Here is a 21435-nt window from a genome sequence, read left to right as displayed (position 1 = left end):
ATGGCAAATCCGTTCGAAAATGAGGAGCAGCCCTACCTCGCCCTCGTCAATGACGAAGGCCAGTACTCCCTGTGGCCCGGCTTCGCCGAGGTCCCGGCGGGGTGGGAGGTCGTCCTCGGCCCGGACGAGCGCGCCGCCTGCCTGGCCTACATCAACGAGCACTGGACCGACATGCGGCCCAAGAGCCTGGTCGCGGCCATGAACGCGGCCCGGTCCGACCAGCCCTGACCCGAACGCCGTCGACCGGGCCGTGCGAGCCGCGCGGCCCGGTCGTCCCGTCCTCCCCGGTAGATCCAACGCCCATGCTGCCGCCGACAGTTGCCGGGGCATTGCCTGGAGCGGGCCCCGGGCGGCTTGCACAATCGCAGACACAACCCCTCGTCGAAGGAGGCATGGTGGCAACGCCCAGCAATCTCCCCGTGGAAGCCGTCGTCCTGGCCGATGTCGCCGTCGTCCTGGCGGTCAGCGTGCTCATGGTCCAGCTGGCCAAACGGCTCGGCCAACCCCCGGTCGTGGCCGAGATCCTGGCCGGGCTGATGCTCGGCCCCAGCCTGCTGGGGCTGCTGCCGGGCGACCTCCCGGCCCGGCTCTTCCCGGCCGACGCCCGCACCCCGCTGTCCGCCATCGCCCAACTCGGCCTGGCGCTCTTCCTGTTCAGTACGGGCTGGGAGCTGGACCTGCGCCGGCTGCGCGGCAGCGGACGGACGCTGGGCGCGGTCGCCGTCTCCTCGATGGCGGTGCCGTTCGCCGTGGGCGGGGGGATCGCCGCGCTGCTCTACCGCTCCCAGGCGCCGCGCGGGGTGAGCAGCACGGTGTTCGTGCTGTTCCTGGCCACCGCCTTCTCGATCACCGCCTTCCCGGTGCTGGCCCGGCTCATCCGGGACCGGGGCCTGTCCCGGACCAGGATCGGCTCCATGGCGATGGCCTGCGCGGCCGGCTGCGACGTCGCAGCCTGGTGCGTGCTGGTCCTGGTGACGGCCATGGCGACCGCCAAGGGCACCGACGGCTTCGTCACCACCGTCGCCCTCACCCTGGTCTACGCGGCGGTGATGGTCTTCGCGGTCCGGCCGCTGCTGCGGCGCGTGCTGCGCGGCGGCTCGGTGCGCTGGGACAGCACCACCCAGCTGGTGCTGATCGCCGCCGGGGCGCTGCTGTCCTCGTACGTCACCTCCTGGATCGGCGTCCATGCCTTCTTCGGGGCGTTCGCCTTCGGCCTGGTGATGCCGCGCAGGCACGCCGACACCACCGGCCTGGAGCAGCGGATCGCCGCTCCGTTGGACAAGGCGGCGGCGCTGCTGCTGCCCGTCTTCTTCGTCATCACCGGCCTGTCCGTCAACGTCACCGTGCTGGGCCGGTCCGGGCTGCTGGTACTGCTGCTGGCCCTGGCTGCGGCGGTGGCGGGCAAGTTCGCCGGGACGGCGCTGCCGGCCCGGCTCGGCGGCATGGGCTGGCGCGACGCCAGCCTCCTCGGGACGCTGATGAACACCCGCGGCCTGACCGAGATCGTCGTCCTCGGCATCGGCAACCAGCTGGGGATCATCGGCCCGGAGCTGTTCACCGTCATGGTGCTGATCGCGCTGATCACCACTGCGATGGCGGGCCCGCTGCTGCGGCTGATGGGCGTCGGCGGGCCGGACGCCCCCGAGGAGCCGCTGCCGGTGCCGCGCCCGCGCCGCGCCCGGGAGCAGGAGCCCCTGGACGCCCAGCCGGTCTGACCGCGCGCCGCCCGCTCCACTCCTCCCATGTGAAAGGTAGGAAACCATGCCTCACCCGCGGTACTTCGGCTACCAGAGACGCCACGACGACGTGCTGATCACCCACGGCTGCCGGGTCGTCGGGAGGGTGCAGGGCGACGACCGGGTGCACGCGCTCCTCGCCGAGCTGCAGCAGGACGACCCGCAGCAGGTGCTCACCCGCTGGATCGCGGTCGTCGGCCGGTCCGCCCCCGCCACCGAGGGGTGCGCGCCGTGACGCCGACCGCCGGGCGCTCGGCCAGCGCAGCCCCGACCGCCGCCGCCCCGACCGCCCTGGTCTGCCTGCCCTTCGCCGGGGCCGGGGCCACCTTCTTCCGTAAGTGGCGGCGGTTGACGCCGCCGGAGCTGACCCTGGTCCCGGTCCAACTCCCGGGCCGCGAGGAGAAGTTCTACGAGCCGCCGTACACCGACGTGGGCAAGGCCATGGACGAGGTCTGCCCGGCGGTGCTGCCGCTGCTGGACGGCGTCGGGCGGGTGGCGCTGTTCGGCCACAGCCTGGGCGCCGAGCTGGCCTACGAACTGGCCTGGCGGCTCACCGACAGCGGCACGGACGTCGCCCGGCTCTTCGTCAGCGGGGCCCCGGGCCCGCGCGACCGGAACGTGGACCGGGTCAGCCAGTTGGACGACGCGGGCTTCCTGGAGGGGCTGCGCCGGGTCGCGGGCTACCGCCACCCGGCCATGGACCACCCGGAGATGCTGCAGGTGATGATGCCGTTCCTGCGCGCCGACTCGGAGATGCACGAGAACTACGAGTCCGCCCACGTGGAGCGACTGGCCGTGCCGATCACCTCGCTGCGCGGACGCGACGACGAGCTGGTGAGCGCCGACGAGGCCGGCGAGTGGGCCGGGGAGACCAGCGCCGGGTTCCGCTCCCGCGAACTCGACGGCGGCCACATGTACTTGACCGAGGAGAGCAGTGCGGTGGCCCTGCTGCGGACCGTCGCCGACGAGCTGGCCGACCGGCCCGCAGGACAACTCGCAGGGCCGATCCGCAGGGGAGGAATGATCCATGACGCCCGGTAACGGCGCCGCATCCGGCTGCCCGGTCCGCTTCGGATCGCCGGACCTGGTCGATCCGACCCTCTACAGCAGCGGCGAGGCGTACCACGTCTGGCGCGAACTGCGCGCCCAGGAGCGGCTCCAGTGGCAGCAGGTGGACGAGGAGCGCGGCTTCTGGTCCGTGGTGAAGTACGCCGACGCGGACCTGGTGCTGCGCGACACCGGCCTGTTCACCTCCGAGCGGGGCACCCTGCTGGAGCTGCTGGGCACCGACGACCCGGCCGGCGGCCAGCAACTCGCGGTCACCGACCCGCCGTTGCACACCCAGCGGCAGGCCCGGCTGAAGCGGGCGCTGACCATCAAGGCGGTGGACCGGCAGCGCGAGATGATCCGGCCGCTGGTGGCCGAGCTGCTCGCGCCGCTCGGCGACGGCGGGGTCGTCGACTTCGCCGACGCCATGCTGGCCATGCCGATGTGGGTCACCGGCACCATGATGGGCCTGCCCCGGGAGGACTGGGCGTGGCTGACCCGGATCACCACCATGTGCATCGCCGCGGACGATCCGGAGTTCCAGGACAGGGGCGGCAAGGAGGCCACCCTGAACCGGGCGCACCTGGAGCTGTTCGGCTACTTCCAGGACGTCATCGACCACCGCCGCCGCCACCTCGGCGACGACCTGCTCAGCGCGCTGCTCTCGACCCGGTTCGAGGGCCGGACCATGTCCCCGGGCGAGGTCATCTCCAACTGCTACAGCCTGCTGCTGGGAGCCAATGTCACCACCCCGCACGCGCCGACCTTCGTGATGGCGGAGTTCGTCGACAGCGGGGTGCTCACCGACTGGGCCGCCCACCCGGAGCTGAACGAGTCCGCCTACGCCGAGGCGCTGCGCTGGGCCTCGCCGGTCAACCACGTCATGCGCTACGCCACCGCCGACACCGTCGTCCGCGGCACCCCGGTCGCCGCGGGCGAAGCGGTGGTGGTGTGGCTGGGCTCGGCCAACCGCGACGAGGAGGTCTTCGCCCGCTCCGAGACCTTCGACATCCGCCGCAGACCCAACAAGCACCTGGCCTTCGGCATCGGCCCGCACTACTGCGTCGGCCACAGCGTCGCCCGGGTGACCCTGGGCATCCTGTTCCAGGAACTGCTGGGCACCTACCAGGACTTCGAAGCGGCCGGCAAGCCGGAGCGGCTCATCTCGACCTTCGCCTCCGGCTACAAGCACGTCCCGATCACCGCGCGCCGACGCGCCCGCTGACCCGCGCGACCTGCCCCGCCCTTCCCCCTTTCCCTTTCGCGGAGGATCACCGTGTCCGAACTTCCCGTAGTCACAGCGTCCGACGAAGCGGCCCTCGACGGCGGCTCAGACCGGCTCGACCTGGTGCGCTCGCTGTGGCGTGAGGTCCTGGGCCTGGACGAGATCGCGGACGACGTCAACTTCTTCGAGGTCGGCGGCGACTCCCTGCTGCTGGTCGCCCTGGTCGAACGGATCAGGCAGCTGACCGGCGTTCCGGTGAAGACCATGGACGTCCTGCGTGCCGGGACCGTCCGCGGCCAGGCCGGTCTGCTGGCCGTCCCGGTCGAGGCCTAGCCCATGGCCACCTGGGAGGAGCTCGTCCGCGACGTCCTGGGGGCGGACGTCGACCGCGCCGCCGTCGACACGCGGACCTTCACCGAGCTGGGCGGGGATCCGCTGCGCGCGGTACGGCTCTCCGCGCTGGCGCGGCAGCGCCTGGGCCTGCTGGTGCCCGTACCGGAGCTGCTGGCCGACACCCCGCTGGCCCGGGTGCCGGCGGCGGCCTCCCCCGCCGAAGGGCCGCCGGGCTCGGACTGGGACCGGGTCACCCGGCTCTGGCTGGCCCGGCTGGAGGGCGTGCCGACCGTCCTGGAACTGCCCACGGACCGGCGCGAGCCGACCGGTCCGGCCCCGGGCGGGCGAGCGGCCCGCTCCGCGCCGCTGGTCCTGGCCCCGGAGGTGGGCGCGGAGGCGGCGGAGCGGGCCGGGAAGCTGGGCATCCCGCCCCTCGCCCTGCTGCTGGCCGCCTTCGGGCTGACCCTGGGCCGCTGGACCGGCGCCCGCTCCCTGCTGGTCGGCGTACCGGCACCGGACGCACCGGACGGGGCCGGGCCGGATGCCGGGGTCGGGCTGCTGCCGGTCCGGCTGGACATCACCGACGACGCCCCCGCCGACGACTTCCTGACCGCCGTCCAGCGGTCGCTGGAGCTGAGCGCCGAGGCCGGGCCCCTGCCGTTCGAGGGGCCCGGCCATCCGCTGCTCCAGGCCGTCCTGGGCCGTACGGGCGGGTTCGATCCGGACGGCTTCGACCTGGCCCTGGTGCTGGACCGGTCCCGGCCGCCGCTGGCCGGACCGGCCGACTGCGTCAGCCGGGTGTGGAGCCGGGCGGAGGTCGCGGGCTTCGCCGCCGACGTCGGAACCGCCGTCGGGGAGCTGGCCGCCACGTCCGGACCGCTCGGGGACGTGCGCTGCATCTCCGCCGAGCGGCGCCTTCAGCTCATCGAGGCCAACGACACCCGGCAGGACCAGCCGGTGTCGTCCCTCGATGAGCTGTTCCGCGTCGCGGCCCGGCGCTCCCCGGACGCCGTGGCCGTCCGCGACGGCGCCGCCGAGCTGACGTACGCGCAGCTGGCGGCGGCCGCCGCCGAGCAGGCCCGGCGGCTGCGCCGGGCCGGGGTCGCGCCCGGCGACACGGTGCTGATCGGCCTGGACCGGTCGGCGGCCGAGGTGGTGGCCGTGCTCGGCACGGTCTGGGCGGGCGCCGCCTACGTGGGCGTGGACCTCTCGCTGCCCGCCGCGCACACCGACCGGATCATCGCCACCTGCCGCCCCGCCGCCGTCCTGACGCACCATCGGGCCACAGTGGACGGCCTCACCGCGGTGGACGTCTGGGACCCCTCCTGGACGGCGGCGCAGGAACCGCCGGTGGAACCGCCCGCGGCCGACCCCGGGCGGCTCGCCTACGTGGCCTTCACCTCGGGCTCGACCGGCGCGCCCAAGGGCGTCTGCGTGCCGCACCGCGCGGTGATCCGGCTGGTCTGCGGGGCCGGATACGTCCGGTTCGGCCCCGGTGAGCGGGTGCTGCGGCTGTCGCCGCTGGCGTTCGACGCCTCCACGCTGGAGCTCTGGGGGGCGCTGCTGAACGGCGCCACGCTGGAGGTCTACCCGGAGGCGCTGCCCTCGCCGACCGAGCTGGGGACCTTCCTGCTGGAGCGCCGGGTGACCGTCGCCTGGCTCACCGCAGGGCTGTTCCGGCTGCTGGTGGAGTTCGCCCCGGACTCGCTGGCGAGCCTGCGGCAGCTGCTCACCGGCGGCGACGTCGTCCCGCACGACCACGCCGCCCGCGCGCTGGCCCGGCACCCCGGGCTGCGGATCACCAACGGCTACGGACCGACCGAGAACACCACCTTCACCACCACGCACACCGTCACCGGCCCGGAGCAGATCGACGGCCCGCTGCCGATCGGCACGCCCGTCCCGGGCACCCGCGTGTACGTCCTCGACGCCGCCGGACGCCGGCTGCCGCCCGGGGCGGTCGGCGAGCTGTACACCGGCGGCGCGGGCCTGGCCGACGGCTACCTCGGCGACGAGGCCGAGACCGCCCGGCGCTTCGGCCGCTTCTCCCCCGACGTGCCCGAGCGGCTCTACCGCACCGGGGACCTGGTGCGGTGGGACGCCGAAGGCCGGCTCTGCTTCCTCGGCCGGACCGACGACCAGGTCAAGCTGCGCGGCTACCGGATCGAGCCGGGCGCCATCGGCGAGGCGTTGGCCGCCCACCCCGGCGTCCAGGACGCCCTGGTCTTCGCCCACGGCGCGGACAGCGCAAGCAAGCGGCTGGTGGCGGCGGTGGTCCCGGCCGCCGGGGCGCGGGTGGAGCCGGCCGGGCTGCGCGCCTCGCTGGAGCGGCAGCTGCCCGCGTACATGGTGCCCACGCTGTGGACCCTGGTCGAGCGGCTGCCGGTGACCCCCAACGGCAAGGTGGACCGCCGGGCCCTGGCCGCCGGGGCCCGCCCGGCCAGGTAGGACCCGGCACCGACCGCAGGAGGCCACCGCCGTCACGGCGGTGGCCTCCTTGCTGCGCTCCCCCGCCGCCCGGCAGCCGGGCACGGCGACGCCGAGGGGCGGGCACTCGCGGTGGCGAGCGCCCGCCCCTCGGCGGTCGAGCGGGTGCTACTTCTGCTTGGACAGCAGCATCCCGAACTGCAGGCCGGTCGAGTCGGCGCGCGGGTCCGGGTGGGCGACGACCTCGGCGGTCAGGCCGAGCCGCTCGAACAGCCCGTCCCACCACTCGCGGGTCTCCAGCCGCTGCTCGGTGACGGCGTGGATGAGGAAGTACGGGTTGTAGAAGTTGAGCGCCAGCCCGTGCGAGCCCATCACCGGGGAGAGCGGCTTGTGGTCCATCTCCACCACCAGCCAGCGCACCTCCGGGTACAGCTCGAAGGCGCTGGCCAGCAGCTGCTCGATGGCCTCCTGGCCCTCCTGCTCCATCAGCTCCTGCAGCACGAAGGCGGTCATGAAGGCGCTGCCGCGGCCGCCGTCGGGCAGGTCCACCAGCTTCAGGGCGTCCTGCGCGGAGCCCTGCTTCAGCGTCATCCGCTCGCCCAGGCCGAGCTCGGCGCGGCGGCGCTCGCCGAGGACGACGGAGCCCTCGTTGGGCTCGACGCCCACCCCGCGCAGCCCGGGCCGGGCCACCAGCAGGTCCATCAGGAAGCTGCCGTCGCCGCAGCCCAGGTCGATGACGGTCTCCGGGCGGCTGCCCGGGTCGGCCTTGTCGATCAGCTGCTCCACCAGCGGCAGGGCGTCGTAGCGGCCGATCCCGCAACTGCCCTCGCCGACCTTGGTGGTGTTCCGGGAGGCGTAGAGCGTGCCGTCCTGGAGGATGTCGCCGAGCTGCTCCATGGACGGGGCGTAGCCGCCGACCAGCATCTCGAACCAGGGCGCGAAGACCTGCACCTCGCGCCCCTTGGCGCTGAGCGACCAGCCGTCGGCGAGGACGGTGTAGCCCTCGTTGCGCAGGTAGCGCAGCAGTGCCTCGGTGCGGTGCTGATCGAAGCCGAGGCGCTGCGCCAGGGCGTCGGCCCGGGCGCCGGGCTCGGCGTCCAGGGCCGCGAACAGGCCCAGGTGCAGGGCGTGGTGCAGGGCCTGGGCGAGGAAGAAGTAGCGGACCGGCTGGGTGTTCTCGATCAGCCGGCGCTCGAAGTCGTCAGTCAGCATCGGAATGGGCCTTCCTTGGTGGTTGGTCGCGGCCGGGGCGTCCCCGGCCGTCGCTGCGGGATGCGGGGCGGTGCACGGTGAAGCAACGGGGTGCGGTGCGCGGGGCGGAACAGGTGCGGTCGGACCGGGTCAGACCGGCAGTGCCTGCACGACCCGGTCCAGGCTGGCGTCGAAGCGGGCCCGGTCGTCCTCGGAGCTGACGCTGATCCGCAGCCAGCCGGGCATGCCGAGGACGGTGCAGTCCTTGACCCGGACCAGGTCGGCCCGCAGCTGCCCGGCGAGGGCGTCCGCGGCCTGCGGGTACGGCTTGGCCAGGACGAAGTTGGCCTCGGACGGGCGGACCTCCTCGAACAGCCCGCTGGCGCGCAGCCGGGCGGTCAGCCCGGCCCGGGCCTCGCGGACGTACGCCGAGAGCCGGTCCATGAACTCCGGCTCCTCCAGCAGCCCGGCGACGGCGTTCAGGCTGACGGCGTCGATCGGCATGAACCGGCGCCGGGGCTCCAGCCGGGCGATGGTCTCCTGGTCGCCGATCAGGCAGCCGAGCCTGATCCCGGCCAGCCCGGCGGCCTTGGAGAAGCTGCGGTAGACCAGCAGCCGCGGATCCCAGGGCCGGTCGGCGCGGCGGCGCAGCGCGCTGGGCCCGGAGCAGAACTCCTGGTAGGTCTCGTCGATGAAGACGTGTCCGGCGGCGGCGCGGACCTGGGCGATCCACTCGGCCGGGTGCAGGTTGCCGGTGGGGTTGCCCGGCTGGGCCAGGTAGACGATGTCGTCCGGGCCGATCGCCGGGTCCGGCGCGGCGGTGGGCTGCCAGTCCGGGCCGAGCGGGATCGGGTGGAACTCCTTGCCGTTGGCGAGGACCCGGTCCTCGTAGCCGTCGAAGCCGGGCTTGACGCCCCAGGCCCGGGCGGCGATGGAGAGGGTGATGTCGATCGCCTCGTCCACGCCGGCGGTGAGCAGGACGTTGCCGGGGGCGACGCCGAAGTGCGCGGCGGCGAGTGCGGCGACCTCCTCCATCAGTCCGCGCGGGTAGCGGTGGAGCCGCCCGGCGGCGTCGATGACGCGTTTCACGGCCAGGGCGGGCGGGCCGATCGGGCTTTCGTTCCAGTCGAGGAGTGCTTCCTCGTCGGCCGAGGGATGGGCTGCAACCACGGTATGCCTCCTGCTGTCACCGGTGGGGCGGTGCGGACTCACGGGCGGATGAAGTCGGCCAGCGCCTGGGCGACGGCCGGGCGGTTGGCCGGATCGAGCAGGAAGAAATGATCGCCGGGGAAGATCATCACTTCGCAGGAACCGTTGGTGCGGTCGGACCACGGCTCGAGGTCGCCGGGGTCGACATAGGGGTCGTCGGCACCGCCGAGGGCGAGCAGGCGCTGGCTGAGCCGCTCGGACTCGATCACCTTGGACGCCTGGACGTCGAGCTCGGTGTCGTGCCGGAACAGCTGGATCAGGTGGTTGCGCCAGTAGGCGTCGCCGAGCAGCTGCGGATTGGTGCTGCCGACGGCGGTGAGGAAGGAGACCACCTCGTCGTCGTCCAGTCCCTGGAGCGAGCCGAGGGCCACGCCCAGCGGCTTGCGTCCGCTCATGACGATCCCGGTGCAGGCGTCGGGCTCGGCCAGGGCCAGCGCCAGCGCCAGGCCGGCGCCCATGCTGTGGCCGAGCAGGTAGGTGGGCAGCCGCTCGCGTCCGGCGAGGGCGGTGGCGACGCCGTCGACGACCTCGTCCAGGGTGGTCGCGGGCGGCTCGCCGAACCGGCGCTCCCGGCCGGGCAGGGCCACGCCGACCACTTCCACCGCGTCGGGGAGCCGGGTCACCAGCGGGCGCAGGGAGCTGGGGCCGGCCGCCGCGTAGGGGAAGACGAGCAGCCGGGCGCTCGGGTCGCCGCCGGTCTTGCGAAGGGGGAAGATCCAGTCCGGCTTGTCGCTCACGTGATCAGAACCTTTCTGCGTGCCGGTCGGCGGATCCGGGGCGCCGTGCCGGGCGCCCCGGATCCGCGGGGGTCAGCCGGCGTCCGGTCCCGCCGCCGGGGCGCTCTTGAGGATGACCGAGGCGATCTCCCCCAGGGCGCTGTGCTCGTAGAGGTCGTCCGGCGGCAGGGCGTCCTCGCCGAACCGCTCCTCGGCCGCGGCGATGAGTCTCATGGCCTGCAGCGAGGTCCCGCCAGCGGCGAAGAAGTCGCTCGCGGCGCCCTCCACCGTCAAGCCCAGCTCGCGGCACAGCCCGATGACCCACTGCTCGATCTCTCCCTGCGTCGCCGGCCGGTGCGCGGCCTCCGCGGCGCTCATGCCGACACCCGGGTGGCGCGGACCGGGAAGCGGTAGCCGTTGACCGTGGTGTCGACGAAGCGGTTGTGCCGGAACTCGTCGACGCCCGAGGTGAGGACGCTGCCGTAGCGCTCCAGGCTGATGGTGGAGCCGAACTCCTTCAGCTCGGTCAGGCCCGGGTAGACCCGCGCGGCCGTCGGCAGGTAGCGCACCGAGTAGCCCAGACGCGCCTTGTCGGCGCTGGTGTTCGGGTGCGAGGCGTGCATCAGGGTGGACCAGAAGATGATGAACTGGCCCGGGCGCATCACCTGGGAGACGGCCCTGGACTCGTCCGGCCTCCAGTTCGGGTCCTTCTGCAACTGCCGGTAGTCGTAGCCGAAGAAGCCGCGGCGGGTGCCGTCTTTCTCCAGGGCGTTGACGACGTCGGAGTCGTAGTCCATGCCCTTGGTCTCGTCGTAGTTCATCTGGGTGTGGGTGCCGGGGATGAACTGCAGGCAGCCGGTCTCGACGGACGCCTCGGTGAAGGCCGTCCACACGGTGACCGTGCCGCGCCGCTCCGAGCCCTCGGGCCACTGGATCTGCGGCGACTTGGAGTCGGTGAGGCTGGAGAAGTCCTCCGCCTGGTGCCAGTCGGTGCCCTCGTCCCCGGGGTACTTCATCAGGAACTCGGAGCGCCAGCACAGCGTGTCCGGGCCCAGGATGGAGGCCACTCGGTCGACGATCTCCGGGCGGGCGATGTGCTCGCCCAGCGCGTCGATGTCCAGGTGCCGGTCGTAGTTGGAGATGGCGGAGGCGGTCTTCTCGTCGCTGTAGACCGACTTCTTGGTGTTGAGCAGCTTGGGGCGCAGCGCCCCGAGGTTCTTCTCCATCTCGACCTCGTCGTAGAGGTCGAAGGGGCCGATGAAGCCGTCGCGCTCGAACTGCGCCAGCTCCTCGGGGCTCAGCGAGAAGTCACGTTCGTCCATGGGTGTGGTCTCCTTCTTCATTGCTGGTGGGTGCGGTGTGTCGCCCGCAGCTTGGCGGCCAGGTCGTCGATGGTGGAGCAGGCGTAGAGGTCGCCGACCGTGACCGGCCAGGGTGCGAGTGCGTGGCTGAGGATCGCCTGTACGCGGATCAGCAGCAGCGAGTCGCCGCCGACGTCGAAGAACCAGTCGCTGCGGCTGAAGTCGCTGTGCCCGAGTACCTCCTTCCAGGCTGTGGCGATGGCGTCCTCGATGCCGTCGGCGGCGTCGGTGCCGTCGGTGACGGCCGTGACGTCGGTGACGGCCGTGACGTCGGTGACGTCGGTGACGTCGGTGACGGCCGTGACGTCGGTGACGTCGGTGACGTCGGTGACGGCCGTGACGTCGGTGTTGTCGGTGGGGTCGGGGCCGTCCCCGGCGGGGGCCGGCTGCGGCGCGGCGGTGGCGGCGTCGTAGGGGGTGGCGGTCTCGACCAGCCGGGCCACGTCGAGCTTGCCGTTGGGGGTCACCGGGAATTCGTCCACCACGGCCCACAGGCCCGGCATGGCGTAGCCGGGGATGCGCTGGGCGACGAACGACCGGAGTTCGGGGGGCAGCGGGAGGCCGCCGGTGGTGGCGATCCCGGCCAGGATCTGCTGGTCGCCGTTGCCGAGGGGCACGACGGCCACGGCGGCGTCCCGCACGTCCGGGTGCTGCCGGAGCACTCCTGCGACGTGGTCGGGCTCGACCCGGAAGCCGCGGATCTTGACCTGGCGGTCGCGTCGGCCGAGGAACCTGAGGTTTCCCTCGGCGTCCCAGCGGACCAGGTCGCCGGTGCGGTAGAGCGGGCGGCCGTCGTGGCGGGCGAAGGCTCCGAAGGCGCGGGCGGTCTCGTCGGGCATGCCCGCGTAGCCGAGGGCCAGGCCGTCGCCGTAGGCGAAGAGTTCGCCGATGCCGCCGGGCGGCACCGGTCGGCCGCCGGGGTCGAGCACCAGCACGCCGGTCCCCTGGATCGGCCTGCCGATGGGCAGCGCGGGGCCGATGGCCCCGGCCGGGTCGTCCACGTGGTGCACGGTGGTGAAGGTGGTGTTCTCGGTCGGGCCGTAGCCGTTGCTGATCCGCAGCCCGGGGCAGGCGCGCAGCACCTGCGCCACCTGCGCGGGCGGCACCACGTCGCCGCCGGTGAGCAGCTGGGTGACGGCGCGGAAGGCGTCCGGGCGGTAGTCGGCGGCGAGCCGGAACAGCCCGGCCGACAGCCACAGCCCGGTGACCGCCCGGCGCTTCAGGAACGCGGCCAGGGCGTTGGGCAGCACCCGGTCGCCGGGGTAGACCTCGACGGTGCCCCCGGCCAGCAGCGGGGCGAAGATCTCCAGCGTGGACGCGTCGAAGGCCAGCGGCGCCAGCCGGACGAAGCGGTCGCTCGCGCCGGGCGACAGGAACGCCGGGCGGTGGGCCAGCCGGACGACGGCCCGGCAGGGGATCGTCGCGCCCTTGGGCCGGCCGGTGGTCCCGGAGGTGAAGGCCAGGTAGGCGATCCGGCCGGGGTCGGCCGGTGCGGGCGGCGGGTACGCCTGCGCCGCTGCCGGGTTCGTCTGCGCCGGTGCCGGGGCCAGCGGGTCGAGGACGGTCAGCGCGGTCCGGCCGTCGGTGGCGCTGCCCAGGGCGGCCAGGCGGTCGGCCTGGCCGAGGACGACCCGCACCCCGGCCCGGTCCAGGGCGGCGGCGGTGGCGGCGGGCGGGTTGTCGGCGTCCACGCCCACGTAGGCGGCGCCGGTGCGCAGGACCGCCAGGACGGCGACGACCTCCTCGGCCGAGCGGCGGGCCGCGATCGCCACCCGGTCGCCCTCGCCGACCCCGGCGGCGGTCAGCTCCGCCGCCTGCGCCGCTGCTGCGGCCATGAGTTGACGATAAGTCAGCGATCGGTCCGGGTCGCCGTCGCGGACCGCGACCGCCTCCGGGGTGCGCGCCGCGGCGGCCTCGACCAGCTGCCACAGCCCCTCCTCGGCCTCCGCGTCCGGGCCCTGGCCCAGGGCGCGCAGCCGCTGCTGCTGGTCGGCGGTGAGGGTGGTGACGGCGGCCAGCGGCTGCTGCGGGTCGGCGGCCATCTCGACCAGGGCGCGGTCGAAGCTTCCGGCCAGGGCCATGGCCTCGGCGGCGGTCAGGACCGAGGTGGCGTACTCCAGCTCCAGCTCCGGATCCGGCTCCCAGCGCAGCACGTGCAGCATGGCGTCGTAGGCGGTGCCGCCGGTGTGGCCGACCCGGACGTCGAAGCGCACCCCGCCCGCGGGCATTGCGGTGGGCACCAGCTCGTTGTGCGCCCCGAAGGCGATCTGCACCAGCGGGTTGCGGGACTGGTCGCCGCCCGCGGACAGCGCTCCGACCAGGTCCTCGAAGGGGACGTTGCCGTAGGTCAGCACGGCGCGCATGGCCCGGGCGGTCTGCTTCAGGTAGTCGGCGACGCTGCCCTCCTCCGGGATCTCGCAGGCGACCGGGCCGAGCCCGGTGGAGCCGCCGATCACCCCCATCGCGGCCTCCGAGGAGCGGCCCACCGTGGGCACCCCGACCAGCAGCCGGGTCAGCCCGGCGCGGCGGGCGACGACCAGCGCCCAGGCCGCCATCAGCACCACATTGCGGGAGACCCCGAGCGCGGCGGCGAGCGCGGTGCTGCCGGTGCGGGCGGCGTCGCTCGGCGCGAACGGCAGCCGGGTGCCGGCGAAGGTGCGCTGGGCGGGGCGCTCCAGATCGCCGGGGATCTCGGCGACGGTCGGCCAGTCGGCCAGCGCGACTGCCCGACGGGACGTCATATCCCGTCCCAGCGCTGCCTGTTCGGCCCGGACCAGCAGTTCCATGCCCGGCGCCGGCGGCTGCGCTCCCCCGCCGCCGTCGGCGTACCCGGCGGTGATCTCGTTCCACAGCAGCCCGATGCTCCAGCCGTCGACCACGGTGTGGTGGGCCAGGATCGACAGCACCGACAGCTCCGGGGCGACGGAGGTGAGCACGAACACCACCGGCGGGCGCTCGTACGGCCGCAGCAGCTGCGGTGCGGCGGGTGTGAGCAGCCGGTGCACCAGCTCGACGGTGTCGCCGCCGGCCGGCTGCTGCGGCAGCTCCTGCTCGAGGACGACCGGCTGCCACTGCGGCAGCACCCGGCGTTCCAGCACGCCGCTGCCGACGTTGCGGGCGAAGACCGTGCGCAGCGAGCTGTGGCGGCCGGTGACCCGGGCCAGCGCGGCCTTCAGCCGGGGGACGTCCAGGCGGCCGGTGACGGTGGCGCTGACCATGATGTGGAACGGGGTGGGCCGGCCCTCCAGCGGGCCCTCGACCGAGAGCATGCCTTCCTGGGCCCGGGTCACCGCGGTCTGCTCGCGGTCGGCGCCGGGGCCGGTCCGGGCGAACGGCGCGCTGCCCAGCAGCTGGTCGACGTCGACCGTCCGGCCGCATTCCAGGGACATCCGGGACGCGTACTCCCGGGCGTCGCCGCGGGTGCCGCCGATTTCCGCGAAGGATTCCGTCGCGGATTTCGCCGCGATGTCGGCGGCGTCCATTCCGAGAACAGTGGCGGCAATGGCCGTCCAGGGCGGACTGCTGATATCAAGGGAATACACGGGGAACTCTCCGATTCGCGGACCCGGTCGGTTTTCGGGCACAGCAGCAGTGGGGCAGTGCGGCATTCACGTCGTCCCGGCGGCGAGCCCGGCCAGGTCGGGTTCGAAGCTGACCGGCAGCGAGCTGAGCCCGGTCAGGAAATTCGAGTGGAAGTGCTTCACCGGGCCGGCGATCTCGAATCCGCTGCTGAAACTGCGCAGCGCGTCGAGCATCGCGGTGACCTCGGCCCGGGCCAGGTACGCGCCGATGCAGAAGTGCGGGCCGTAGCCGAAGGCCAGGTGCTTGTTGGGGGTGCGGGCCAGGTCGAAGCGGTCCGGCTCGGCGAAGACCGCCTCGTCCCGGTTGGCCGAGGAGTGCCACAGCGTGACGATGTCGCCCGGCGCGATCTCCTGGCCGCCCAGCACCGTCCGGTGGACCGCGCTGCGGCCGAAGTGCATGGTCGGCGTGGCCCAGCGGAGCACCTCCTCGGCGGCGGTCCCGACGGCGACCCGCCGCTCCCGCAGCGCCTGCCACTGCCCGTGCTCGACGGCGAGGGTGCGCACCGCGTCGTTCATGGTCAGCCGGCTGGTCTCGTCGCCGCCCAGGATCAGGCTGTAGCAGTTCAGTACGATCTCGTCCCTGGCCAGGTGCTTGCCGTCGACCAGGGCGTTGGTCAGGACGCTGATCACGTCGTCCGTCTCCCGGCCCCGGCGCTGCTCCATGAGGTCGGCGAAGTACAGCAGGATGTCGCTGCGGGCCGACCAGCCGTCCTCGTCGCTCTGGCCCGCGGTGTCCGAGCTGAGCGCGGACCTGGTCCGGGAGAGCAGGTACGCGCGGTCCGACTCCGGGACGCCGAGCAGGTCGGCGATGGTGGCCAGCGGGATGTGCTCGGAGACCTCGGCGGCGAAGTCGCAGCTGCCCCGGCGGACCGCATCGGCCACCAGCCGCCGGGTGTTGGCCCGGACCCGCTCGACCACGCCGGCCATGGCACGCGGGGTGAACGCCTTCAGCAGCACGTTGCGCACGTCGCGGTGGTGCGGGCCGTCGGTGACCGCCAGCATCCGGCCGGCCGCCGAGTCCTCCCCGGCGAGCAGGGTGACCAGCACATTGCCCTTCTCCGAGGTGTAGTTCCGGTTGTCCCGGTACACCGTGAGCAGGTCGGCGTAGCGGCTGACCACCCAGAAGCCCGGGCGGCCGGGGGCCGCCGGGTGCCAGTGGACCGGGGACTCCCGCCGCAGCCTGCGCCAGTGGTCGCCCAGGTCGGCCCGGGCGAAGGTCTCCGGGTCGGTCAGGTCGACCGCGTCGACCTGACCGACCGCGTCCGTCCCGTCGGCCGCCCGGTCGGGGCGCGGGACGTTCAGAGCCTCGGCATACACAAGACAGCCCTCCGCTGCTCGACAGGTTGAGCGGTGCCCCTGAATTACATTCCGGCGGGCGCCGCGGCGGCCAGGCAGCGGACCGGCAAGTGCCGCTGCCGCAGAAATGCCCGTGTCCTGCCCGGGCCCTTCCTGGACACCGCGCGCCGGGCGCGGAAGAGTCGGCGCTCATCGCTCCATATCCCGCACCGGAGAAACGGAGAACTGCGGCAGTGGTCACAGCAGAAGAGGCAGAACCGCAGCCGGAACTGCCCGAAGGAAAGCAGGGCGTCCGCTCGCTCTGGCGCAATCCGGACTATGTCGGGTGGTGGACCGGGAACACCCTTTCGGCGCTGGGCACCAGCGTCTCCGCCATCGCCTATCCGCTGCTCGTCCTCTCCCTCACCGGATCGGTGACCGAGGCCGGGGTGATCGGTTCGGCGAATCTGGTCGGCATCCTCGTCATGACGCTGTGGGGTGGCGCGCTGGCCGACCGGGTCTCCCGGCGGGCCATCCTGGTCGCCGTCCCGCTGGTGCAGGCGGTGGTGCTGGGCGGGGTCGCCGCGCTGGTCGGCTCGGGCCGCGCCGCGGTGCCGCTGCTGGCGGTCGCCGCCGCGGTCAGCGGGCTGTGCGCGGGGCTGGTGCTGGGCGCGAGCACGCCGGCGCTGCGGCGGATCGTCCCCAAGGAGCAGTTGGCGTCGGCCAACGGGCAGGCGATGGGCCGCGACATGGCGGCGCAGCTGCTGGGCTCGCCGCTGGGCGGCGTGCTGTTCGCCGTCGCCCGCTGGTTCCCGTTCGCCGCGGACGCGGCCTCCTTCGTCTTCGCGGCGCTGGGCGCGCTGAACATCCGCAAGCCGCTGGGGCCCGACCGGCAGGAGGACGCCCCGGCGACGACCGTCACCCAGGACGTCGCCGAGGGGGTGCGGTTCGTCCGGCACCAGCCGTTCCTGCGCTTCGTCGTGGTCATGGCGTCGGTGCTGAACATGGTGGCCCAGGCGTTCCTGCTGCTGCTGATCGCCCTGGTGCGGCACCGTGGCGGCGGCCCGGACGCGATCGGCGTGGTCAGTGCGCTGACCGTGGCCGGCGGGCTGGTGGGCTCGGTGTTCGCCCCGGCGGTGGCCCGGCGGATCGCGCCGCGGCTGGTGCTCTGCCTGGCGATCTGGGCGTTCACCCTGGGGCTGGCGGTGACCGCCCTGGTGCCGCAGGTCTGGCAGATCGCGGTGGTGGTCGCGCTGGCGGAGATCGCCACCGTCCCGGCCAATGTGGTGCTGCAGACGTACGTCATGCAGCTCGTCCCGGACCAGCTGCTGGGCCGGGTGGCGGCGGTGAACCGCTTCGGGGCGTACGCGCTGGAGTGGACCGGGCCGCTGCTGGCCGGGCTGCTGGCGTTCCTGTTCGGTGTGCCCGGCGGGATGCTGGCGCTGCTGATCGTGATGGTGCCGCTGGGGGCCGCGCTGGCGCTGTCCCGCTCGCTCGACGTGCTGGGCACCCCGATCGGCGAGGTCCAGGAGCTGGCGCCGGTGCCGGGGGCGCGGGAGGAGGTCCGGCCGGAGCCGCAGGGCGCGGTCTGACCGCCGCGAACGGCCGCGGTCCCGTGCCGTTCCCGTCGGACGCCGGAGGGCGCCGGCGACGGGAACGGCACGGGACCGCGCCGTTCTTCGGCGGCTACCCGGCGGGAACGCGGTGCTCCTCCCGCCCGGCGCCGACCAGCACCGGCTCCGGGCCGGCGGCGAGCAGGGCCTGCACATGGCGCAGCAGCCGGTACTGGTACTGGCGGCCCCGGTCCACCTGCAGCAGCGAGGAGTCGGCCAGGTCGGCCAGCAGCTCCACTTCCGTGCTGGACAGCCCGGCGGCCCCGGCCCCGGCGGCCTCGTCGTCGGCGTCCAGCCGGATGCCCTCGGGCCGCCGGGCCAGCCGGGAGAGGAAGCTCTGGTGGCGCTCGTCCAGCAGCTCCAGGCTCCAGCGCACGCTCGCCTCCAGGGTGCGCTGGTGCGGCAGGGCCGCCAGGTCGGACGAGCCGAGCAGGTTCTTGGCGCGGCTGTCCGAGAGCAGGGTGGCCAGCGAGACCAGCCGCAGCCGGTGCGCGGCGAACTCCACCAGCCGGGGCAGCCCGTCCAGCTGCCGGCACAGCTCCGCGACCTGGGACAGGTCCTCGGAGAGGTCCAGCGTCGGGCAGCTGGTGCGCAGCCGCTGCACCATCAGCTCGACGGCCGCCTCGCAGCTGAGCGGGGCCAGTTCCCAGATGCCCGCGCCGTGCAGCTTGGGCGGCCGCCGGGAGGTGATCAGCAGGTGGACCGCGCGGTAGTCGCTGAGCAGCCGCTCGACCAGCAGCGCCGTGGTCCGCGGCAGGTGCTCGGCGTTGTCGAGGACCAGCAGCAGCCGCCCGCCGGCGGGTCCGGGGCCGTTCTCCAGCAGCCCGCCGACCGCCTTGAGCGCCAGCTCGGTGGCCGACTCGCTGTCCAGGTGCTGCTCGGTGGGGATGCGGCCCATCTCGACCACGGCGACGCCGTCGGCCAGCCGGTGCCCCACGCTCTCGGCGACGGCCAGGGCCACCCGGGACTTGCCGACCCCGCCCGGGCCGGTGACGACCACCACCTGGTTGGCCATGACCAGGCCGCCGAGCTGCTCGACCTCGTGCTCACGGCCGATCAGCGAGGTGCGCGGGGGCCGGGAGCCCCGCCACACGCCCGCGCCCCGGCCCGTCGGCTGCGTCCACTCCGGGTCCAGGGCCGAGGGCACGCCCAACTCGTCCACCAGCGTGGCGCGCTGGTCCGGGCGCAGCTCCGGGTCGAGCACGGCCAGCAGCATGTCGACCGAGCTGCGCCGAGGCCTGGCGATCTGGCCGCGTTCGAGGTTTCTTATGGTGCGCACACTGATGCCCGAGTGCTCGGACAACTCCTCCTGGGTGAGGCCGCGTTGGAGCCGCAAGCGAAGCAACAGGTTATTGGTCAAGACAATCCACCCCTCCTTGTGAGACTGGTGCTGCCGTCTTCAACCGCACCGACACCCGCACCTCGGGGACCTGGGGTGTGAGGAAGGTGTAGCGACTGGTTCGAAGTGTCGAACGCCGCATTCCCGTTCCCCTCCCGTGCCGGTACCGGACCAGGAGGGAGGTCCGGGACCGGGCCGCCGCGCGGCGGCCGGGGCGGGGGCGGCTAGGGCAGCGGCGGCTGGGGCAGCACGGCGCGGACGGCGGGCACGGCGCGGACGGCGGCGAGCATGGCCTCCGGGTCCGCGTGCGGGAAGCCGTGGCCGCCGGGCAGCATGGTGACGCCGAACTCCCCTGCGGCGCAGCGCTGCCAGCGCGGCAGCTGCTCGGGCGGGGTGATCTCGTCCTCGGTGCCGCCGAAGACGTGCAGTGGCCAGCCGAGCGCCGCCGGTTCGGGCACCAGGTACTCCTCGGCGTAGCGCAGGTCGGCGCGCACGGCCCGGATGATCTCCTCGACGAAGCCCGGGTACTCCAGCAGCTCCTCCGGCAGGCCGCCGTTGCGCAGCACCCACGCCAGCAGGGCGTCGTCGGCGGCGGCGGACATGGTGCGCAGCGAGGGCGTCTGCGGCGCGCGGGAGCCGGAGACCAGGGTGGCCAGCGGGGCGGGCAGCCCGGCCTGCTGGATCCGCCGGGAGGCCTCGTAGGCGAGCGCGCCGCCCAGGCTGTGGCCGAACAGCAGGTAGGGCGGGTCCAGTTCCGGCAGCAGCCCCTCGAACAGGGCGTCGGCAAGCGCGTCCACGCCGTCCGGCATGGGCTCGCCGTAGCGGGTGCCGCGTCCGGGCAGTTCGACCGGGGCCATCTCCACGCCGTCCGGGAGGTGCTTGCGCCAGCCGGAGAACGCCCCGGCCCCGGCCCCCGCCTGCGGTACGCAGATCAGCCGTACCCGCGGCTGCCCGACGGCGTACCGACCGGTGATCCAACGACCGCCCGAGCCAGAAGTCATGCCCCCGCCCCTCCTGTGAGTGCTGTGCGCCGATCGCAGCCGGACCGGTTCCCTGGTCCCCGGCAGCCTGTCATCCGCGCCGGGCCGGGCGCCAGGCAGCCGAGCGGCAAGCCCACGGGCAACTGCGCGGCCCCCGGCGGGCGGCCCGGGCGGGCTCGGGCCGGGGGCTCGGGCCGGGCGGGCTCGGGCCGGGCGGGTTCAGGCCAGCCGGAACTCGACCGCCTGCGGGCCGGCGCCCAGGCCGCGCAGGCAGACCCGCGCGCCGAGCGGGACGACGGTGGGGCGGTCCTCCGAGAGCAGCGCCGGGATGGTGAAGCCCTCGTCGAGGGTGACCACGCAGGCGTGCGGCGGCTGGTGCACCAGCTGGCAGGAGCCCCTGGTCGCGCCCAGCCGGCTGACCACCCCGTACCCGGCGCTGACCTGCTCATCGAGCTCGCTCTCGCCGCACACCGGGCACAGGAAGCTGGAGTGCACGGTGGCCGAGCGGCACCAGCGGCAGCGGCGGTAGCGCAGGACCTCCCCGGCCTCCTGCCGGTCCGACATCGTCACGCCCATGTCCGCCCCCACCTATCCACGCGCCGGAGTGTGCCGTCAACCCAGGGAGACCATACGACACTCAGTGCCACTCGACAAGGCACTCAGTACCCTCGGTTCAGCTGGCATCGACCGCCGCCTGGACGTCCCGCACCACCCGCCACATCGGCGTGCCGCGCCGGGCGACCATCACCACCACCTCCTCCGGCTCGCCCTCCGCGGCGGCCGGGCGGGCGCTCCGGTCGCCCCAGGCCCGGGCGACGTACTGCAGCGCCTCGTCCACCGCGCCCTCCGGCTCGTAGCCCGCGCCCGAGCGCAGCCAGGCCCGCAGCGCGTTGTTGTGCGCGGCCACCACCGCTGCGGCCACCACGTCGGCCCGCAGCCTGCCGTCCGAGCGGGCCGCGAAACGGGTGCGCAGATAGGCCGCCAGCGCCCGCTCGTAGCGCCAGACCACGGACAGCTCGTGCGCGCGCAGCGCCGGGACCTGCCGGGTCAGCCGGTAGCGGCGCACCGAGAAGGCCGGATCCGCGGCGTACATCCGCAGCACCAGCCGGGCCGCGTCGCAGACCCGGTCGACCGGGTCCTCGGCGTCCCCGGCGCCGTCCGCCAGGTAGGCGTTCATCTCCTCCAGGCAGCCCTCGTGGTCCGGGAAGACCACCGACTCCTTGGACGGGAAGTAGCGGAAGAACGAGCGCCGGCCCACGCCGGCCAGGGCCACGATGTCGTCGATCGTGGTCTGCTCGAAGCCGCGCTCGGCGAACAGCCGGAAGGCCGCCGTGACGAGGGAGTCGCGCATGGGCGGCTTGGCCGCACCCGCACGGCCGGAGGGTTCGTCCTTGGTCATGGT

General features: G+C 73.9%; 19 protein-coding genes. 8 read left to right on the top strand and 11 right to left on the bottom strand.

Annotation, left to right across the window (positions count from 1 at the left end; translation table 11 throughout):
• The 7 genes from GXW83_RS16475 to GXW83_RS16445 all read left to right on the top strand — a co-directional run bounded on the left by GXW83_RS16475 (position 1) and on the right by GXW83_RS16445 (position 6789).
• Positions 1 to 228 (top strand): MbtH family protein, encoded by a 228-nt coding sequence (locus GXW83_RS16475; RefSeq protein ID WP_182443811.1) that lies wholly within the window; start codon positions 1 to 3, stop codon positions 226 to 228.
• 164 nt (positions 229 to 392) lie between these two features.
• The gene (locus GXW83_RS16470; protein WP_182443810.1) at positions 393 to 1715 is read left to right on the top strand and encodes a cation:proton antiporter; all 1323 of its coding nucleotides are present in this window, start codon (positions 393 to 395) and stop codon (positions 1713 to 1715) included.
• A 46-nt stretch (positions 1716 to 1761) separates the two neighbouring features.
• Positions 1762 to 1971, top strand: a complete 210-nt coding sequence (locus tag GXW83_RS16465) for a hypothetical protein (RefSeq protein WP_182443809.1) — start codon at positions 1762 to 1764, stop codon at positions 1969 to 1971.
• On the top strand, positions 1968 to 2777 hold the full coding sequence (locus GXW83_RS16460; RefSeq protein WP_182443808.1) for a thioesterase II family protein: 810 nt from the start codon (positions 1968 to 1970) through the stop codon (positions 2775 to 2777). Before GXW83_RS16465 ends, GXW83_RS16460 begins: the two co-directional genes overlap by 4 nt.
• On the top strand, positions 2764 to 4008 hold the full coding sequence (locus GXW83_RS16455) for a cytochrome P450 (protein WP_182443807.1): 1245 nt from the start codon (positions 2764 to 2766) through the stop codon (positions 4006 to 4008). The genes GXW83_RS16460 and GXW83_RS16455 overlap by 14 nt, the downstream gene beginning before the upstream one ends.
• A gap of 51 nt (positions 4009 to 4059) precedes the next feature.
• Positions 4060 to 4341, top strand: a complete 282-nt coding sequence (locus GXW83_RS16450) for a phosphopantetheine-binding protein (RefSeq protein WP_225447035.1) — start codon at positions 4060 to 4062, stop codon at positions 4339 to 4341.
• Positions 4342 to 4344: 3 nt separating this feature from the next.
• A complete protein-coding gene (locus tag GXW83_RS16445) occupies positions 4345 to 6789 on the top strand; it encodes an amino acid adenylation domain-containing protein (protein ID WP_182443806.1) in 2445 nt (814 codons plus the stop codon).
• A gap of 147 nt (positions 6790 to 6936) precedes the next feature.
• Here GXW83_RS16445 and GXW83_RS16440 read toward each other — a convergent pair whose 3' ends face one another.
• From GXW83_RS16440 to GXW83_RS16410, 7 genes are all read right to left on the bottom strand, one after another.
• A complete protein-coding gene (locus GXW83_RS16440) occupies positions 6937 to 7980 on the bottom strand; it encodes a class I SAM-dependent methyltransferase (RefSeq protein WP_182443805.1) in 1044 nt (347 codons plus the stop codon).
• 129 nt (positions 7981 to 8109) lie between these two features.
• Positions 8110 to 9129, bottom strand: coding sequence for a histidinol-phosphate transaminase (locus GXW83_RS16435; RefSeq protein ID WP_182443804.1), 1020 nt, complete (start codon positions 9127 to 9129; stop codon positions 8110 to 8112).
• A gap of 38 nt (positions 9130 to 9167) precedes the next feature.
• Complete coding sequence (locus tag GXW83_RS16430; protein WP_182443803.1) at positions 9168 to 9905, bottom strand: thioesterase II family protein; 738 nt, start codon at positions 9903 to 9905, stop codon at positions 9168 to 9170.
• A 72-nt stretch (positions 9906 to 9977) separates the two neighbouring features.
• The gene (locus GXW83_RS16425) at positions 9978 to 10262 is read right to left on the bottom strand and encodes an acyl carrier protein (protein ID WP_182443802.1); all 285 of its coding nucleotides are present in this window, start codon (positions 10260 to 10262) and stop codon (positions 9978 to 9980) included.
• Positions 10259 to 11206, bottom strand: a complete 948-nt coding sequence (locus GXW83_RS16420) for a chlorinating enzyme (RefSeq protein ID WP_182443801.1) — start codon at positions 11204 to 11206, stop codon at positions 10259 to 10261. Before GXW83_RS16420 ends, GXW83_RS16425 begins: the two co-directional genes overlap by 4 nt.
• Positions 11207 to 11223: 17 nt before the next feature.
• Positions 11224 to 14727, bottom strand: a complete 3504-nt coding sequence (locus GXW83_RS16415) for a non-ribosomal peptide synthetase (RefSeq protein WP_182443800.1) — start codon at positions 14725 to 14727, stop codon at positions 11224 to 11226.
• Between the two features lie 126 nt (positions 14728 to 14853).
• Positions 14854 to 16059 (bottom strand): cytochrome P450, encoded by a 1206-nt coding sequence (locus tag GXW83_RS16410; protein ID WP_225447494.1) that lies wholly within the window; start codon positions 16057 to 16059, stop codon positions 14854 to 14856.
• Positions 16060 to 16355: 296 nt separating this feature from the next.
• Between GXW83_RS16410 and GXW83_RS16405 the strand changes: the two genes are divergently transcribed.
• The gene (locus GXW83_RS16405; RefSeq protein WP_225447034.1) at positions 16356 to 17693 is read left to right on the top strand and encodes an MFS transporter; all 1338 of its coding nucleotides are present in this window, start codon (positions 16356 to 16358) and stop codon (positions 17691 to 17693) included.
• Positions 17694 to 17787: 94 nt separating this feature from the next.
• Here GXW83_RS16405 and GXW83_RS16400 read toward each other — a convergent pair whose 3' ends face one another.
• From GXW83_RS16400 to GXW83_RS16385, 4 genes are all read right to left on the bottom strand, one after another.
• Positions 17788 to 19050 (bottom strand): helix-turn-helix domain-containing protein, encoded by a 1263-nt coding sequence (locus GXW83_RS16400; protein WP_182443799.1) that lies wholly within the window; start codon positions 19048 to 19050, stop codon positions 17788 to 17790.
• 227 nt (positions 19051 to 19277) lie between these two features.
• Complete coding sequence (locus GXW83_RS16395; RefSeq protein ID WP_182443798.1) at positions 19278 to 20054, bottom strand: thioesterase II family protein; 777 nt, start codon at positions 20052 to 20054, stop codon at positions 19278 to 19280.
• A 198-nt stretch (positions 20055 to 20252) separates the two neighbouring features.
• Entirely contained in the window at positions 20253 to 20609 is a 357-nt protein-coding gene (locus tag GXW83_RS16390; protein WP_182443797.1) for a hypothetical protein, read from the bottom strand.
• Positions 20610 to 20706: 97 nt separating this feature from the next.
• Complete coding sequence (locus tag GXW83_RS16385) at positions 20707 to 21432, bottom strand: TetR family transcriptional regulator (RefSeq protein WP_225447033.1); 726 nt, start codon at positions 21430 to 21432, stop codon at positions 20707 to 20709.
• Positions 21433 to 21435: the final 3 nt, after the last annotated feature.

The sequence above is a fragment of the Streptacidiphilus sp. PB12-B1b genome (assembly GCF_014084125.1).
GTDB lineage: Bacteria > Actinomycetota > Actinomycetes > Streptomycetales > Streptomycetaceae > Streptacidiphilus.
This window is presented reverse-complemented; position numbering and strand designations above follow the sequence as displayed.